The 14,209-nt window shown below is 58.1% G+C and carries 14 protein-coding genes; 1 reads left to right on the forward strand and 13 read right to left on the reverse strand.

What is annotated here, in order from left to right; genetic code table 11:
- Positions 1-56: 56 nt before the first annotated feature.
- Both AC2FNC_RS00410 and guaB read right to left on the reverse strand, forming a co-directional pair.
- Entirely contained in the window at positions 57-1,214 is a 1,158-nt protein-coding gene (locus tag AC2FNC_RS00410) for an RsmB/NOP family class I SAM-dependent RNA methyltransferase (protein ID WP_496714263.1), read from the reverse strand.
- A gap of 93 nt (positions 1,215-1,307) precedes the next feature.
- Entirely contained in the window at positions 1,308-2,756 is a 1,449-nt protein-coding gene (gene guaB / locus AC2FNC_RS00415) for an IMP dehydrogenase (protein WP_480517082.1), read from the reverse strand.
- Positions 2,757-2,973: 217 nt separating this feature from the next.
- Here guaB and AC2FNC_RS00420 point away from each other — a divergent pair, with 217 nt between their 5' ends.
- The gene (locus AC2FNC_RS00420; protein ID WP_496714265.1) at positions 2,974-5,019 is read left to right on the forward strand and encodes an ASKHA domain-containing protein; all 2,046 of its coding nucleotides are present in this window, start codon (positions 2,974-2,976) and stop codon (positions 5,017-5,019) included.
- 53 nt (positions 5,020-5,072) lie between these two features.
- Here the strand turns inward: AC2FNC_RS00420 and AC2FNC_RS00425 are convergent, their stop codons facing one another.
- The 11 genes from AC2FNC_RS00425 to AC2FNC_RS00475 all read right to left on the reverse strand — a co-directional run bounded on the left by AC2FNC_RS00425 (position 5,073) and on the right by AC2FNC_RS00475 (position 14,083).
- Complete coding sequence (locus AC2FNC_RS00425; protein ID WP_496714267.1) at positions 5,073-6,179, reverse strand: alpha-hydroxy acid oxidase; 1,107 nt, start codon at positions 6,177-6,179, stop codon at positions 5,073-5,075.
- A complete protein-coding gene (gene comE, locus AC2FNC_RS00430; RefSeq protein ID WP_496714269.1) occupies positions 6,179-6,733 on the reverse strand; it encodes a sulfopyruvate decarboxylase subunit beta in 555 nt (184 codons plus the stop codon). Before comE ends, AC2FNC_RS00425 begins: the two co-directional genes overlap by 1 nt.
- Positions 6,730-7,236, reverse strand: a complete 507-nt coding sequence (gene comD / locus AC2FNC_RS00435; RefSeq protein WP_480517090.1) for a sulfopyruvate decarboxylase subunit alpha — start codon at positions 7,234-7,236, stop codon at positions 6,730-6,732. The genes comE and comD overlap by 4 nt, the downstream gene beginning before the upstream one ends.
- 46 nt (positions 7,237-7,282) lie before the next feature.
- Complete coding sequence (locus AC2FNC_RS00440) at positions 7,283-7,693, reverse strand: universal stress protein (protein WP_480505127.1); 411 nt, start codon at positions 7,691-7,693, stop codon at positions 7,283-7,285.
- A gap of 23 nt (positions 7,694-7,716) precedes the next feature.
- Positions 7,717-8,697, reverse strand: coding sequence for an alcohol dehydrogenase catalytic domain-containing protein (locus AC2FNC_RS00445; RefSeq protein ID WP_480493122.1), 981 nt, complete (start codon positions 8,695-8,697; stop codon positions 7,717-7,719).
- Positions 8,694-9,455: an SDR family NAD(P)-dependent oxidoreductase gene (locus AC2FNC_RS00450; RefSeq protein WP_480517094.1), complete on the reverse strand. Its 762-nt coding sequence runs from the start codon at positions 9,453-9,455 to the stop codon at positions 8,694-8,696. The genes AC2FNC_RS00445 and AC2FNC_RS00450 overlap by 4 nt, the downstream gene beginning before the upstream one ends.
- On the reverse strand, positions 9,448-10,755 hold the full coding sequence (hisD, locus tag AC2FNC_RS00455; protein ID WP_480517096.1) for a histidinol dehydrogenase: 1,308 nt from the start codon (positions 10,753-10,755) through the stop codon (positions 9,448-9,450). The genes AC2FNC_RS00450 and hisD overlap by 8 nt, the downstream gene beginning before the upstream one ends.
- 12 nt (positions 10,756-10,767) lie before the next feature.
- Positions 10,768-12,096, reverse strand: coding sequence for a TRAP transporter large permease (locus tag AC2FNC_RS00460; protein ID WP_480517098.1), 1,329 nt, complete (start codon positions 12,094-12,096; stop codon positions 10,768-10,770).
- Between the two features lie 11 nt (positions 12,097-12,107).
- Positions 12,108-12,620, reverse strand: a complete 513-nt coding sequence (locus tag AC2FNC_RS00465; protein ID WP_480517100.1) for a TRAP transporter small permease — start codon at positions 12,618-12,620, stop codon at positions 12,108-12,110.
- 108 nt (positions 12,621-12,728) lie between these two features.
- Complete coding sequence (locus tag AC2FNC_RS00470) at positions 12,729-13,874, reverse strand: TRAP transporter substrate-binding protein (RefSeq protein ID WP_496714272.1); 1,146 nt, start codon at positions 13,872-13,874, stop codon at positions 12,729-12,731.
- Positions 13,875-13,897: 23 nt separating this feature from the next.
- A complete protein-coding gene (locus AC2FNC_RS00475; RefSeq protein ID WP_480517102.1) occupies positions 13,898-14,083 on the reverse strand; it encodes a hypothetical protein in 186 nt (61 codons plus the stop codon).
- Positions 14,084-14,209 lie beyond the last annotated feature (126 nt).

The following is a 14,209-nucleotide window of genomic DNA, read 5'->3' on the forward strand; positions in this document are numbered from 1 at the left end:
TCGCCTAACGGCGCTAAAAAACAATTCAGCTACCCAAGGTTGTATTTACTGAAAGATCAGCGCGTCAAGTGTGACGTAAAGAATCCGTCGGACCCGCGCGTTACCTGCCATGCGTGCCGGAAGGTTTCGCGCCAGCCCGCATGTTGCGCCAGAAACCTGTCGACAACCGCATCGTTCTCGTCCGCAAGAACCGAGCATGTCGCATATGCCAGCACTCCACCTGCTTGGACGAACGGCGTGATTTGTGCAAGAACGTCAGCTTGGATGAGCGTGAGATCTTGCAAACGTTCTTCAGTCAATGCCCATTTACCTGCTGGCGCGCGCCGCCACGAACCGCTGCCGGAACACGGGGCGTCGGCCAAAATGACGTCAAAAGGCCCGTGATTGGCAAGCTCTGTGTTGTTCAGGATGGTTATTCTGGCCCCTGCCCGTTCTGCCCGCGCCGGAACATCCTTCATTCGGCGTGCGTTTACATCATGAGCGTACACTTCGACACCCTTGTAGGCCGCAATCGCAAGCGACTTGCCACCGCCTCCGGCGCAGTAGTCCAAAACGCGCATTCCAGGGCGCAGATCCAAGGCAGCAACGACAGCCTGACTTGCCGCATCCTGAAGCTCGACCAAACCCTGAGCGTAAGCCTGACTTTGCGCGATCTGACGCGCCCCTTCTGTCACCTCCAGAGCAGTCTCGCATAACGGTGTTGGACGGGCTGAAATACCGTCGGTCGCCAAAGCATCAATCGCCCGGGTTACATCCGTTTTCAATATATTGACCCGCAGAAAAACCGGGGCGCGCTCTTGCAATGCCAATGCGCAAGGCACGGCGCCATCGTTCAAGGATGCAACGAACCGTGGCCACAGCCAGTCGGGAAGATCATATCTCTCGGCGTCGGATGCAAAATCCCTTGATACTTCGTCATTTTGAAGGGCTTCTGGCGCGTGGCGGTCACCGGTAAACAACTCAACCGGATCTTCACCCGATGCGCGAATTGCGCCGATCATCAGGCCACGGCCAGTTCCGGAACCGCCCAACGCAGCAAACGAGCGTTTGCAACGCAAAGCATCAAACACATGATCGCGAATAGCTGCCCGATCCTTGGAGCCCGCAAACCTGCTGCGCCGTGCCCAACCGGTCAGCGCCTTTTCAACCGGGGCCCCGGCCAGAATGTCGTCCAGAATTTCAATCGAGGCCTGAACGCGGGCAGCAGGTGTCATCACGGATTACCTTGGCTGAAACAGGCCGTGACAGGCCAATCCAAAATCACTACGGCACCCCGTGCATGGGTGCCGTATGTCATGCGCAACGGCTTACATCAGCCGGTAGTTCGGGCTTTCACGTGTGATCTGAACATCGTGTACGTGGCTCTCTTTCAGACCTGCGCCCGTGATCTTCACGAATTGGCAGTTTCTGCGCATCTCTTCGACAGTCGCGCAGCCGGTGTATCCCATCGCAGCGCGCAAACCACCAACAAGCTGGTGGATCACTGCGCTGGCTGATCCTTTGTAAGGAACCTGCCCTTCGATCCCTTCGGGTACCAGCTTGTCATTTGCCGCGTCCTTCTGGAAATACCGATCCGCCGATCCGCGCGCCATCGCACCAAGACTGCCCATACCGCGATAGGATTTGAACGACCGGCCCTGATACAAAATGACCTCACCCGGGCTTTCATCTGTGCCCGCGATCATCGAACCGACCATGGCGCAAGACGCGCCGGCCGCAATTGCCTTGGCAAAATCGCCCGAGAACTTAATGCCACCATCCGCAATGACCGGAACATCCCCCGCCGCAGCCGCACAATCACTGATCGCGGTCAGCTGAGGGACACCAACGCCCGCCACCATGCGAGTTGTACAGATCGAGCCGGGGCCAATGCCCACCTTGATGGCGTCAGCACCCGCGTCGATCAGCGCCTTGGTCGCCTCGCCTGTAGCCACGTTTCCGGCAATGATCTGAACCTCGTTCGACAGAGTCTTGACCCGTCTGACCGCATCCAGCACCCCCTGAGAGTGACCATGCGCCGTATCGACGACGATGATATCCACGCCCGAAGCCACCAGCTGCTCGGACCGCTCAAAACCCGCGTCCCCAACCGAAGTCGCGGCAGCCACTCGCAGGCGGCCAAGCCGGTCTTTGCACGCAGTTGGGTTCAGAACCGCCTGTTCGGTGTCTTTCAGCGTTAGCAGACCTGTCAGTTTTCCCGTGCCGTCGACCACCAGCAGCTTTTCGATACGACGGGCCCGCATCAGGCTTTTGGCCTCTTCCAGATCGGCGGGTTCTTTCAGCATTGCCAGGTTTTCCGAGGTCATCATCGCCTTGATCGGCGTGTCTTCGGAATTGGCAAAGCGCATATCCCGGTTGGTTACGATACCAACCACGCGACCATCCGCGTCAACTACCGGGAAACCGGTGAAATTATAGCGCTCGACCAGAGCCTTCGCATCGGCCAGGGTCTGATCCGCGCGCAAGGTAACAGGGCTATAGACGATACCCGACTCGAACCGTTTGACGCGGCGAACCTCGCGAGACTGCTCTTCTACAGAAAGGTTCTTGTGGATGACCCCAATACCGCCTGCCTGTGCCATGGCAATGGCCATGCGCGCCTCGGTCACCGTGTCCATGGCCGAGCTCAGCAGCGGGATGTTCATGGTAATCTCACGCGTGACACGCGTGGTTGTGTCCGCTGTTGCCGGCAGCACTGAAGATGCGGCCGGAACCAGAAGAACGTCGTCAAAGGTGAGTGCCTCACGAATCTGCATCTGAATACCCCATGCAAAAGCCCGTTTGGCGGTGACCCTATTGCATGGATTGAACCAAAGGAAAAGCCCTTGGGGGCAACTCTGTGGCTCCAGTTGCCTATACAGCCAAAGAAAACGACGCATGCCGCGCAAATCGTGCCGCTGTTAGCCCTTTCCCTTTGCGCTCAAACCAATATCTTGCCGGGAAAACGCGCGAACACAAAAAGGCATGTCACTCATGACCACCGACCCACTTGTCGTCTTTACCCCGTCCGGCAAACGCGGGCATTTTCCTGTCGGCACGCCAATTCTGACCGCAGCCCGCCAATTGGGAGTGGATCTGGATTCGGTCTGCGGGGGCCGTGGTATCTGTTCAAAGTGTCAGATCACCCCAAGCTATGGCGAGTTTCCCAAGCACGGCGTCACGGTGGCCCAGGATGCGCTGAGCGAATGGAACGCGGTCGAGCAGCGATATGACGACAAGCGTGGCCTGAAACCCGGTCGTCGTCTGGGCTGTCAGGCCTCGGTTCAGGGCGATGTCGTGATCGACGTGCCGCCGGAAAGCCAGGTACATCGTCAGGTCGTTCGCAAAGCCGCCACCGCACGCGCCATCACCATGGATCCAGCAACTCGTCTGTATTTCGTGGTGGTCGAAGAACCCGACATGCATTCGCCAACCGGTGATCTGGAGCGCCTTGAACGCGCGCTGCGCGAACAGTGGAATATTGACGCGGTCACGGCGGACCTGTCACTTTTATCCAAGTTGCAACCGGTTCTGCGCAAAGGCAAATGGGAAGTCACTGTGGCCGTTCACAAAGGTCACAAGGACAGCGTCGCACGCATTGTCGAAATCTGGCCCGGCTTGCACGAAGGCGGGCTGTATGGGCTGGCCATCGACCTTGGCTCAACTACGATTGCGGCTCACCTGACCGACTTGGAAACCGGCGAGGTCAAGGCTTCATCGGGCCTGATGAACCCGCAAATCCGCTTTGGCGAAGACCTGATGAGCCGTGTTTCATATTCCATGATGAACCCCGGCGGGGATCAGGAAATGACAAAAGCCGTGCGCGAGGCGATCAATGATCTGACCACCTCAATCGCTGAAGAAGCCGGCATTGACACCGCGCTGATCGTGGAAACGGTGTTTGTCTGCAACCCGGTCATGCACCATCTGCTTCTGGGTCTGGACCCGGTGGAGCTGGGTCAGGCGCCTTTTGCCTTGGCATCGTCCGAGTCGATGTCCCTGTCCGCACGCGAGATGGAACTGACCAACATGAACCCTCGCGCGCAGGTCTATATCCTACCTTGCATCGCGGGCCATGTAGGCGCGGATTGTGCGGCGGTTGCCCTGTCCGAGGAACCCGGTATTTCCGAGGATTTGGTTCTGATCGTCGATGTGGGCACCAATGCCGAAATCCTGCTGGGCAACACCAGCCGAGTTCTGGCCTGTTCCTCACCCACCGGGCCTGCGTTTGAAGGCGCTCAGATCAGTTCTGGCCAGCGCGCAGCACCCGGCGCGATCGAGCGGATCGAAATCGATCCCCTCACCAAGGAACCCCGCTTTCGCATCATTGGGTCCGAGAAATGGTCGGACGAAGACGGCTTTGACCTTGATGTCGCCACCACTGGTATCACCGGTATCTGCGGCTCGGGCATTATCGAAGCTGTGGCCGAGATGCGTATGGCCGGCCTTCTGGATGAAAGCGGCCTGATCGGATCGGCCGAGCAGACTGGAACGGCCCGCTGCATCCCCGAAGGCCGCACTCACGCTTACCTGATTCACGATGCCAGCGCCGAAGGTGGCCCCCGCATCACTGTCACGCAAGGCGACATCCGCGCCATCCAACTGGCCAAATCCGCGCTTTATGCCGGTGCGCGTCTGCTGATGGACGAGATGGAAGTCGACAAGGTGGATCGAGTGGTTCTGGCCGGTGCCTTTGGCGCCCATATTTCAACCAAGCACGCAATGGTTCTGGGCATGATCCCTGATGCTCCGCTGGACAAGGTCACCAGCGCGGGTAACGCCGCTGGTACAGGCGCGCGGATTGCGCTGTGCAATATCGGATCACGCGCTGAAATCGAACGCGTCGTGCGCGAGATCACCAAGATCGAAACCGCAATTGAGCCGAAGTTCCAAGATCATTTCGTGGCCGCCAACGCGATCCCGCACAAGACCGATCCGTTCCCGGAACTGGCGCAGGTTGTCACGTTGCCCAATCCAAGCTTCAACACAGGCGGAGAAAGCGAAACAGGCGGTGGACGCCGTCGCAGACGTCGCGGTTAAACCAGCAAAGGAACGACTCGCAGGTACGCCTCGGGTCGTTCCCCAAACTGGTTTCAGGTTGCGCGTCGCACCTCGTTAAGCGAAGAAACGCCCATCTGCGCCATGGCAATACTCATTTCATCACTCAGCACAGACCACAGCTGCTCAAGCCCTTCTTCCCCTTCTGCCGCGATTGCAAATTGCAGGATGCGGCCGAAGAAGGCAAAATCTGCGCCGTTTGCCAAGGCTTTCAAAACATCCTCGCCCGAGCGCAAACCGCTGTCGTAAAACAGCGGATAATCCGGACCGACGGCGTTCCGAATTTCAGGCAATACGGCAATCGGCGCGGGCGCACTGTCCAACTGGCGCCCTCCGTGGCTTGAGACCTGAATGGCATCGACACCTGCCGACTTGAGGCTCAGCGCGTCCTCTGCATCCAGAACGCCTTTGACCACCAGCTTCCCGGCCCACTGGTCGCGCAGACGGGCCAAAGTCTCCCAAGTCGCCTTGGCCCGGCTTTCCCGGCGATCAAAATCATATCCGTCCATCAGGAAATTCGCCATTTCGGGCTTGCCTCGCAGCAGTGTTGATAGCGACCACCGGGGGTGAAACGCAAAATCAAGCACCTGTTTCGGCCCCATTTTGAATGGCATCCTGAACCCGTGGCGCAATTCACGCGGGCGACGTCCCACTTCGGGCACATCCACCGTCAGCACCAGCGTTTCGTACCCCGCAGCCTTTGCGCGCTCGACCAGCTTGAACGTACCACTGCCATCACCGCTGAAATACAGTTGAAACCAGGCATGTCCTTCTGCCTCGAGAATCAGGTCTTCCAACGGGGTCGATGCGACGGTTGATACGCCAAGCGGCACCTCGTACCGCGCCGCAAGACGTGCCAGCATCAGGTCTGCACCGGGGGCCGACAGGTTGCACATACCCATCGGTGCGATGCCAAACGGGCGCTGGGTCGACCTGCCAAAGACGGAACAAGCAAGCGACCTTTCACTGACGTCTTTCAGAATCCGTGGACGAAGGATCTGCGCATCCAGTGCGGCCCTGTTTCGGGCCGCGCCAGCCTCGGCCCCAGCAGAACCATCGATGTAGTCAAACACCATCCACGGCAGGCGCCGCCGGGCCAGGCGGCGCGCGTCTTCGGAACTGTGGATAGCGCTGGATAGCATCAGGCCTGTACGGCCTTCATGAACCGGTCGCGGATCACCACCGGATCCATCGTGATAACCGGCATCTTGGCGTTTCCGCTTTCGCACTTGGCCACGATGATGGTCATCTGTTTCGATTCCAGCGCTTCTTGCAGCACGCGGCCGGTATCTTCGGCCTGACATTCGATTACGCGCTCGCATCCTGCGGCTTCCGCCATTTTAGCCAGAGAGGTCTTCTGCCCCGCATATGTCGGCTGATCCCCAGTGGACCCGTACGACCCATTGTCGACGATCAACAGGATATAGTTGTCCGCCACGTTATTGGCGATGGTCGGCAAGGTACCCAGATTGGTCAGGACCGACCCGTCCCCATCGATCACGATAACCGGCTTGGGCTGCGACAAGGCCAGACCCAGACCGATGGATGAGGCCAGTCCCATCGTGCCCAGCATGTAGAAATTGGTGGGCTGGTCGTCGATGGCATGCAGTTCCTGACTTGGAATGCCGATGTTACAAACAACAAGCTGATCGCGCAGGATCGGAGCGATTTCTTTCAGAATTTCAGAACGGATCATTGGTCGCCATAGCCTCCCCAGAAACTGGCATCGGTCAGAATGGCGACCGGTTTGTTGCACATAAAGGTGTATTTGAGGATCGCGTCGAGTTCCTCAACATCTGACTGATGGTGGAAATGATAAGTCGGGATATTCAACTGAGCCAGCAGCGCTTTGGTATGCACGGCCATTTCAACCTGGCAGGCAACCGGTTCGCGCAGCTCTCCGCGATAGGAAATCAGCATGGGCAAAGGCATGCGATAATACTGGATCAGTGTCGCCAGCGTGTTGATCGTCACACCGATTGCGGTGTTTTGCATGATGATCGCGGGACGCTTGCCGCCCATCCATGCTCCGGCGCACAGGCCCATCCCCTCGTCTTCCTTGTTGGACGGGATGTGATGGATGTCCTCTCGCTGGTCGATTTCAGCGATGACGCCTGCCAGTTGCTTGCAGGGGACGGTGGTGACAAACGAGATATCGTTGGCCACCAGATCGTCAGTTATCTTCTTGTCTATGTTCATGGTCGGGCTGTTGGTCCTGTTGGGGCGCATGGCGCGATGAAGGAAATCAGGTTCTGCGGTGTACATGTACAGCGCAGGGGGCATGACGAACGACGCGTGAAGCTGTCGATCCCAAAAAATAGTCGCTCAGGTCCGGTTTGTGGGAACCTATAACAATGCAGTCCACATTGTTGCTGGTCGCGTAGTCAATAATGGTGCGGGCGGTGTGCCCTTTGATGATTTCGGCTTTCACACCATCCAGCCCGTCAACCTTTTGCAACAATGCCCGCCTCGCACGTTCGAACCCTTCGGCCACTGCGGACTTGTCCAGATAGGCGCTGACCGATCCCTGTGGCATTTCGTAGACATGTAAGCCTATGATCTCGGCCCCGTTTTCCGATAAGGCACGCGCGACTTCCAGCGTATGTTGTGAAATGCCGTGATCCAAAGCCATCGGGACCAGAATTTTCTTGTACATGGTGGCCTCCAGTTCTGTCGGGTTTATCCCCAGGGTCTCAGGATAATCTTCGGTGCGGCTACGGAGCCAGAGCGGATATCGCGAAACGCCTGGGCGCCATCGGCCAGTGCACGCTCTTCAACCCAATTCAGGGCGCCAAGACGGCCGTCAAAGATCGCTTGAGCGGTGTCGCGGAAATCCTGCGCGGAGTAGGTGTAGGATCCAATAAAGGTAATTTCCTGCAAGGTCATGCGACGCACGTCCAGACCTCCGGCATCTTCACCCAATCCGACATGCACGATCACGCCGCCCGGCGCGGCCATGGCCGAAGCGACCGACCGTGTCGCGGCATATCCGACAGCATCAATGACCAACGGGAAAGACCCATTGGGCGCATCCACGAGTGCAAAACTTTCGATTTCCGCCAGAAAAGCCCGGCGCAACGCGTTTGGTTCCGCGATTGTAACGTCTTCAATGCCCTGTGCCCGCAGGGCCAAGGCCGCCGCAAGGCCAATGGCCCCACCGCCAATCACCAAGGCGCGGCGGTCCATCGCAGAATGCAGAGCCTCGATCCCCAATCTGACTGCGTGCCAGCTTACCGCCAGAGGTTCGGCCAGCGCAGCTTTGGCGAAAGAGACATCCTCGGGCACGTCGACAAGATTTCTGCCGGGCATCGAGACATATTGCGCGAACGCCCCTTCGCGCGGCGGCATCGAGATGATCTGTCGGTTCGGGCACAGATTCTCGCGACCCGTCCGACATGCATCGCATTGACCACAGCTTACCAGCGGGTTGATCGTCACCCGATCACCAGCGCGGATACCATCAGCGATGACACCGGCTGCCTCGTGCCCGAGGATCAGAGGCGCTGGGCGACGTGTATCATGGCCCAGATAAGCGTGCATGTCCGATCCGCAGATGCCAACCGCCTCGACCCGGATCAGGTGTTCCGATGCGCCCGGTTCGGCATTCGGCACATCGTCGAACACCATTTGTTCAACACCTTTGTAAACCAGAGCCTTCATTTGGCTGTAAACCCTCCGTCAACCATCAAAACTTGCCCCGTGACATAGTCAGACGCCCGAGAGCATAAGAACAAGATCGGCCCGTCAATATCCTGCATCCGCCCATTGCGTCCGATACATGTTTGCTCGGCGTTCCGTTCTGCGCGCTTGGAGTCGTCGAACACGGCCTGCGTCAGTTCGGTGGGGAAGAACCCCGGCCCGATGGCGTTGGCGGTTATGCCAAAGGGCGACCAGGCCTCGGCCATGGCGCGTGTCAACTGCCCGATCCCCGCCTTGGATGCGCCATAGGCGATACCACCAGGAAAAGCGCGCGTTGTTTGCAGCGAGGCGAAATTGACAATTCGCCCCCACCCCTTTTCCTTCATCGCCGGAACCATCGCCTGGCTGAGGAAGAACGGTGCGCTGAGGTTTAGGGCAAGCGTGGCATCCCACCCCTCAGGAGTAACATCATCCGCAGCCTCACGCGTGTTCACCCCTGCCGCATGGACTAGAATATCGGGGGGGTCAAACTTGGAAGCGACAGCCTGCGTCAGCGCATTCACCCCATCGCGATCTGCAACGTCTGCAACAACCGCTGCAGCGCGCGTGCCAATCTCGGCCTGCATCTGCGCCAATGCCTCGCTGCGCCGGGCTACGCCGACAACACGCGCACCGGCAGCGGCAAGAGTCCGAGCCACTTGCCGCCCAAGCCCCGAGCTGGCACCGGTGATACACGCCACCCGGCCTGTCAGGTCGAATAATGTGCGCGGGTCATCCATCGGCGGTCAAGTCGAACTGCTCGTCCGGGAAATACTTCGCAAGACGCACATCTGCGGCGCGGGCGTGACCTTCCATTCCTTCCAACCGCGATATCCGCGCGGTCGCTTCGGCAATGGGCTTCGACCCTTCGCGCGTGGCCCGCTGCCACGTCACGATCTTCATGTACTTATGGACACTCAACCCGCCAGTATAGCTGGCCGCGCCCGATGTTGGCAGAACATGGTTCGTACCGGTCGCCTTATCACCGTATGACACGGTGGTTTCCTCGCCCAGAAACAGCGATCCATAACAGGTCAGCCGTTCCAGCCACCAGTCCAGATCCTCAGCCTGAACCGTCAGATGCTCAGGTGCATATTCGTCGGAACAGGCGGCCATCTCTTCGCGGTTGGAACAGACGATAACCTCGGCATAGTCGCGCCATGCGGCCGAGGCGTTTTCGCGGTTCAATTCTGGCAGATCGGCGATTAGCGCAGGCACCAGTTCCATCACTTTTTGCGCAAGGCCACGATCATCAGTGACCAGCCAGACCGGTGAGTTGTATCCGTGCTCCGCCTGACTGACCAAATCGGTGGCGACGACATGCGCATCGGCAGACTGATCGGCAAGGATCAAACTGTCGGTCGGACCTGCGATCATGTCGATACCAACCTTGCCGTATAGGATGCGCTTGGCTTCGGCCACGAATTGATTGCCGGGGCCCACAAGGATGTTGGCGCGTGGCAAACCAAACAGACCGTAGGTCATGGCGGCAACGCCCTGCACGCCCCCCATAGCCAGAATGCTGTCGGCCCCACTGATATGGGCCGCATAAACGATGGCAGGCGCAACCCCTTCGCCAGGGCGCGGAGGCGAGCAGGCCGTGATGTGGCGACATCCCGCAACCTTGGCGGTGGTCACTGTCATAATTGCGCTGGCGATGTGGCTGTATCGCCCACCCGGCACGTAACACCCCGCAGCATCCACTGGAATCGCCTTCTGCCCAGCAACGAAGCCCGGCACGATCTCAGTCTGGACGTCAGAAACGGTGGCTTTTTGCGTCTCGGCAAAGCGCCGAACGTTGTCGTGGGCGAAACGGATGTCGGCCTTCAGCTTTTCAGAAACTTTTGCACAGGCGGCCTCAATCTCAGCCGGGGTCAGCAAGACATTCCCTTCGTACTTGTCGAACTTGGCGGCATATTCTCTTGCCTTTGCATCACCGCCCGCCTCGATATCGGTCAGAATGGTCTTCACCGTATCATGCACCTCTGAGGCGTGTGATTGAGCCGTTAAAGTTGCCTTTTTCAGATATTCGCGAGGCATGTTCAGCAGGTCCTATTGGTAGATTTCAGGTAACAATGTTGTCGACACGGCTGGCACGTAGGCGATCAGGATCACCACGATCAGCATGGTCAATACGAAAGGCACAGCTCGGGCGGCAATCTTCAGAATGGATTCACCGGTAATGCCAGACACGACGAACAGGTTCAGCCCAAGCGGCGGGGTGATAAAGCCCACTCCCAGTGCGGTGATCATCATGATGCAGAACTGGATCTCGTTCATGCCGATATTGTCAGCCAATGGTTTCAGGATCGGTGCCAGGATCACGATATTCGGTGTCGTCTCCATGACGCAGCCCGCTGCGATCAGGATGCCGATCATCAGCAGGATCAGCAGATACGGATCGTCTGTCAGCGAGGTCACCGAAGTGACAAACCCTTGCGGAACGCCCATGATCGCCAGCGCCTCGGCCAGCGGTGCCGAAAAGGCGATGATCGGCAGGATCACCCCGTTCACCTTTGCAGAGCTGACCAGCATCGACGGAAAATCTGCCAATGTCAGCGTACGCAGGATGAAGCCCATGATGATGGTGACGACAACAGCCGTGGCACCAGCCTCAGTCGGTGTCAGGCGCCCCGAGAAGATGCCATAAAAGATAATCCCCGGTACGATAAAGGCATACCAGCCGGACCTAAGCGCCTTGCCCAGATTGGCGAACCACTCCCCCATGGTCATCATTCCGCCGCCTTCGTAAGCATAAAGGCGGTTCATGATGATGTTGGTGATCAGGATCGACACCAGGATAGCCAGACCCGGGATCAGAGCGGCCAGAAAAAGCGTCGATGCAGAGATACCCAGCACAAGGCCAATGATGATATAGGCGATTGAGGGCGGTATCAGGATACCGGTGCAGGCACCGGCGGCGACCAGAGCACAGGCGTAGGGGCGCGGATACCCGCTTTCCACCAACCGGTTGATTGTCATCCGGCCGACCGCAGCAGCCCCGGCGGCATCCGACCCCGAAATCGCCGCAAACATTCCGCAGACCAGCACCGTGGCCGATCCGAAACCACCCTTGGCGAAGCATGTCAAAGCCTCGGCAACATCCAGAAACTTGCGTGACAACCCCGTCCGTACCAGAACATCCCCGGTCAGGATAAACAAGGGCACGGCAGTCAGGGCAAAAGCGTCGATGCCGGTAAACAGGCTCTCTCCGACAAGGCTGAGAGGAAGGTCACCGGACATGATCAGCATTACGATCGCAGCCGTTCCAATGGCCGCCCAAACCGGTACGGCCAAGGCGATCAGGGCAACAAACAGGATCACCGGCAGATAAAAATCCCAGCCCAGTTCAACGGTTTGATTGAGGGAGTTCCAAAGCATCCGGTTTCTCCTCAGTCAAACAGTTTGTCGCCTTCGAAGACGGGCGTGCCGTCGCGAAGGCATTTCAGATCGCGCAACAGGGATTGGATCAGTCGCCAGATCATCAGGGCAAACCCGGTCGGCACAGCCATCAGGAACCAAACCTTGGAAATCCGCAAACCGTCCGTAACGGAACCAAACTTGGCCGAAACGTGAACCGCTTCATACGACCAGTAGAGTGCGATGATCGCCACCATGAACATCACCAGATCGCCGAAGATATAAAGCAGCGCTTTGGGGCGCGGCCCGACATAGTGCATGATCACATCGATCCGGATATGGGCCCGCTCTTTCACCGCGGCAGCCGCACCTATCCAAGCCAGGTAGATAAAGGAATACCGTACGATTTCCTCGCCCCAGATCGAGGAATAGGCGAATATCTCGCGCCGCAGCACCTCGATGGCCATAGTGATCACCAGCATCACGTAGAACACCAGCAGCAACCAGCGTTCGGCGTTTCGGTCAATTTTCTGAAGAACGGTCATCTGATCCTCCGGCGATGGAACAGCCAGGTCCGCACCTGCCTTGTCGGGCCGCTGTTGGCCGCGCGGTACAAGAATCGTGGACGCCAGCAGGCGCCCACGGGTTTCACCTTAGGCGTCGTGGACGTAATATTCACCCTGCGTACCAGCCGCTTCGACCAGCTTCTCAAAGTTGTCCATCGAACCAGCCAGTTCCGTCTTGAACGGATCCCATTCCGAACGCTGATACCCACCGGCATCCTGCCATTCCGCCAGCTGATCATCGCTGAGCGAATGGAATTCAACACCAGCCTTGTTCAACTCGGCCATGGCATAGGCGCGGGCCGACGGAACCTTGGACAGGTTCTGATGACCAGTCATCTCGGCACCCCACATGATGCCTTCCTGCACGTCAGCAGGCATCGAGTTGAACCACTCCAGATTACAGGAATAAACCTGACTGTCCGGAACGGCCTGCGTGAAGGTCACATGGCTGAGGATGTCCTTGAAACCGAAAACATACAGCGCCCCTACCGACGGGTCGAGCGCGTCGGCAACACCCTGCTTGATCGCCGAAGGCGTTTCACCCCATGCGACAGGCGTCGGGTTAGCACCGACCATGCGATAGTATTGTTGCAGCATCTTCGATCCGGGAACGCGGAACTTGATCCCGCCCATATCTCCCGGGGTTATGACCGCATTGCCGCCCTGCCGGACTGCGACAACACGCGGATCGATATTCACGTAGAACAAGGCTTTGAAGCCTGCCGCCTCGACCTTGGGATGGACTTCGCTTTTCCACGTGTCTGAATGGACAAGGTTGGTGAAGCGCTGGTTCGACCCGCACAGATACGGCATGTTGATCAGGTCGACCGTGGACGCAAAAGGTGCAAAATTCGACAGAGAATGCTGCGCGGCCTGAATCGTTCCACCCTGTACTTTCTGCACCAGCGCGCCGCCCGCGCCTAGCTGGCCACCGGGGGCCAATTTGACATAGACCTTGCCGTTGGTGGCATTCTGGATGTTTTCCTTCAGGTCCAACTGCATGATGGGATAGCTGCGCGACGCGCCCAGCACATAGGCTGTTGCCACCGTCATAACATGGTCAGCGGCCTTCTCACGCTCACTCTCTTCTTTTGCGGTTTGCGCGGCGGCCTCTGAAGACCACAAAACACCCCCAGCCCCGGCAACCAATGCGGCTGTGAACGCGCCACTTGCGCTCAGCTTCAGAAAGTTGCGACGCTCTGCTGACGCCAGTTCAATCTTGTCGTTGTTCATGAATTGCCCTCCCAAGCAAAAGTTCAGCTGCCGTTCGTTGCGTTTCGGTCAGCTTCCTTTTTCAGAATTGCGACAACGAACAAAATCGACGCCGCGAACAGAACCAACATCTCTCCTACGTCGCCAAGAAACGCGCGGCCTGCGAAAGCACCCAAAGCAACGTTGGCGAAATAGATCGCGAAAACGACGGTAGATGCAGCAAGGACCATTTCCGGGACTCCCTTTCAGAATCGGCTCAACACCTTTGTAAGCGCTTACATAATTATTGCAAGCGCTTACATTGACCCTTTCATCATCTGAAAAATGCGATTAACTTAAGCCAACCAGAATTGAGA

The organism is Ruegeria sp. BHSA123, assembly GCF_059613425.1.

Excerpts from the sequence above, each read along its gene's own strand:
- AC2FNC_RS00410 (WP_496714263.1), bottom strand. The coding sequence starts at position 1,214 with ATGACACCTGCTGCCCGCGTTCAGGCCTCGATTGAAATTCTGGACGAC.
- guaB (WP_480517082.1), bottom strand. The coding sequence starts at position 2,756 with ATGCAGATTCGTGAGGCACTCACCTTTGACGACGTTCTTCTGGTTCCG.
- AC2FNC_RS00420 (WP_496714265.1), top strand. The coding sequence starts at position 2,974 with ATGACCACCGACCCACTTGTCGTCTTTACCCCGTCCGGCAAACGCGGG.
- AC2FNC_RS00425 (WP_496714267.1), bottom strand. The coding sequence starts at position 6,179 with ATGCTATCCAGCGCTATCCACAGTTCCGAAGACGCGCGCCGCCTGGCC.
- comE (WP_496714269.1), bottom strand. The coding sequence starts at position 6,733 with ATGATCCGTTCTGAAATTCTGAAAGAAATCGCTCCGATCCTGCGCGAT.
- comD (WP_480517090.1), bottom strand. The coding sequence starts at position 7,236 with ATGAACATAGACAAGAAGATAACTGACGATCTGGTGGCCAACGATATC.
- AC2FNC_RS00440 (WP_480505127.1), bottom strand. The coding sequence starts at position 7,693 with ATGTACAAGAAAATTCTGGTCCCGATGGCTTTGGATCACGGCATTTCA.
- AC2FNC_RS00445 (WP_480493122.1), bottom strand. The coding sequence starts at position 8,697 with ATGAAGGCTCTGGTTTACAAAGGTGTTGAACAAATGGTGTTCGACGAT.
- AC2FNC_RS00450 (WP_480517094.1), bottom strand. The coding sequence starts at position 9,455 with ATGGATGACCCGCGCACATTATTCGACCTGACAGGCCGGGTGGCGTGT.
- hisD (WP_480517096.1), bottom strand. The coding sequence starts at position 10,755 with ATGCCTCGCGAATATCTGAAAAAGGCAACTTTAACGGCTCAATCACAC.
- AC2FNC_RS00460 (WP_480517098.1), bottom strand. The coding sequence starts at position 12,096 with ATGCTTTGGAACTCCCTCAATCAAACCGTTGAACTGGGCTGGGATTTT.
- AC2FNC_RS00465 (WP_480517100.1), bottom strand. The coding sequence starts at position 12,620 with ATGACCGTTCTTCAGAAAATTGACCGAAACGCCGAACGCTGGTTGCTG.
- AC2FNC_RS00470 (WP_496714272.1), bottom strand. The coding sequence starts at position 13,874 with ATGAACAACGACAAGATTGAACTGGCGTCAGCAGAGCGTCGCAACTTT.
- AC2FNC_RS00475 (WP_480517102.1), bottom strand. The coding sequence starts at position 14,083 with ATGGTCCTTGCTGCATCTACCGTCGTTTTCGCGATCTATTTCGCCAAC.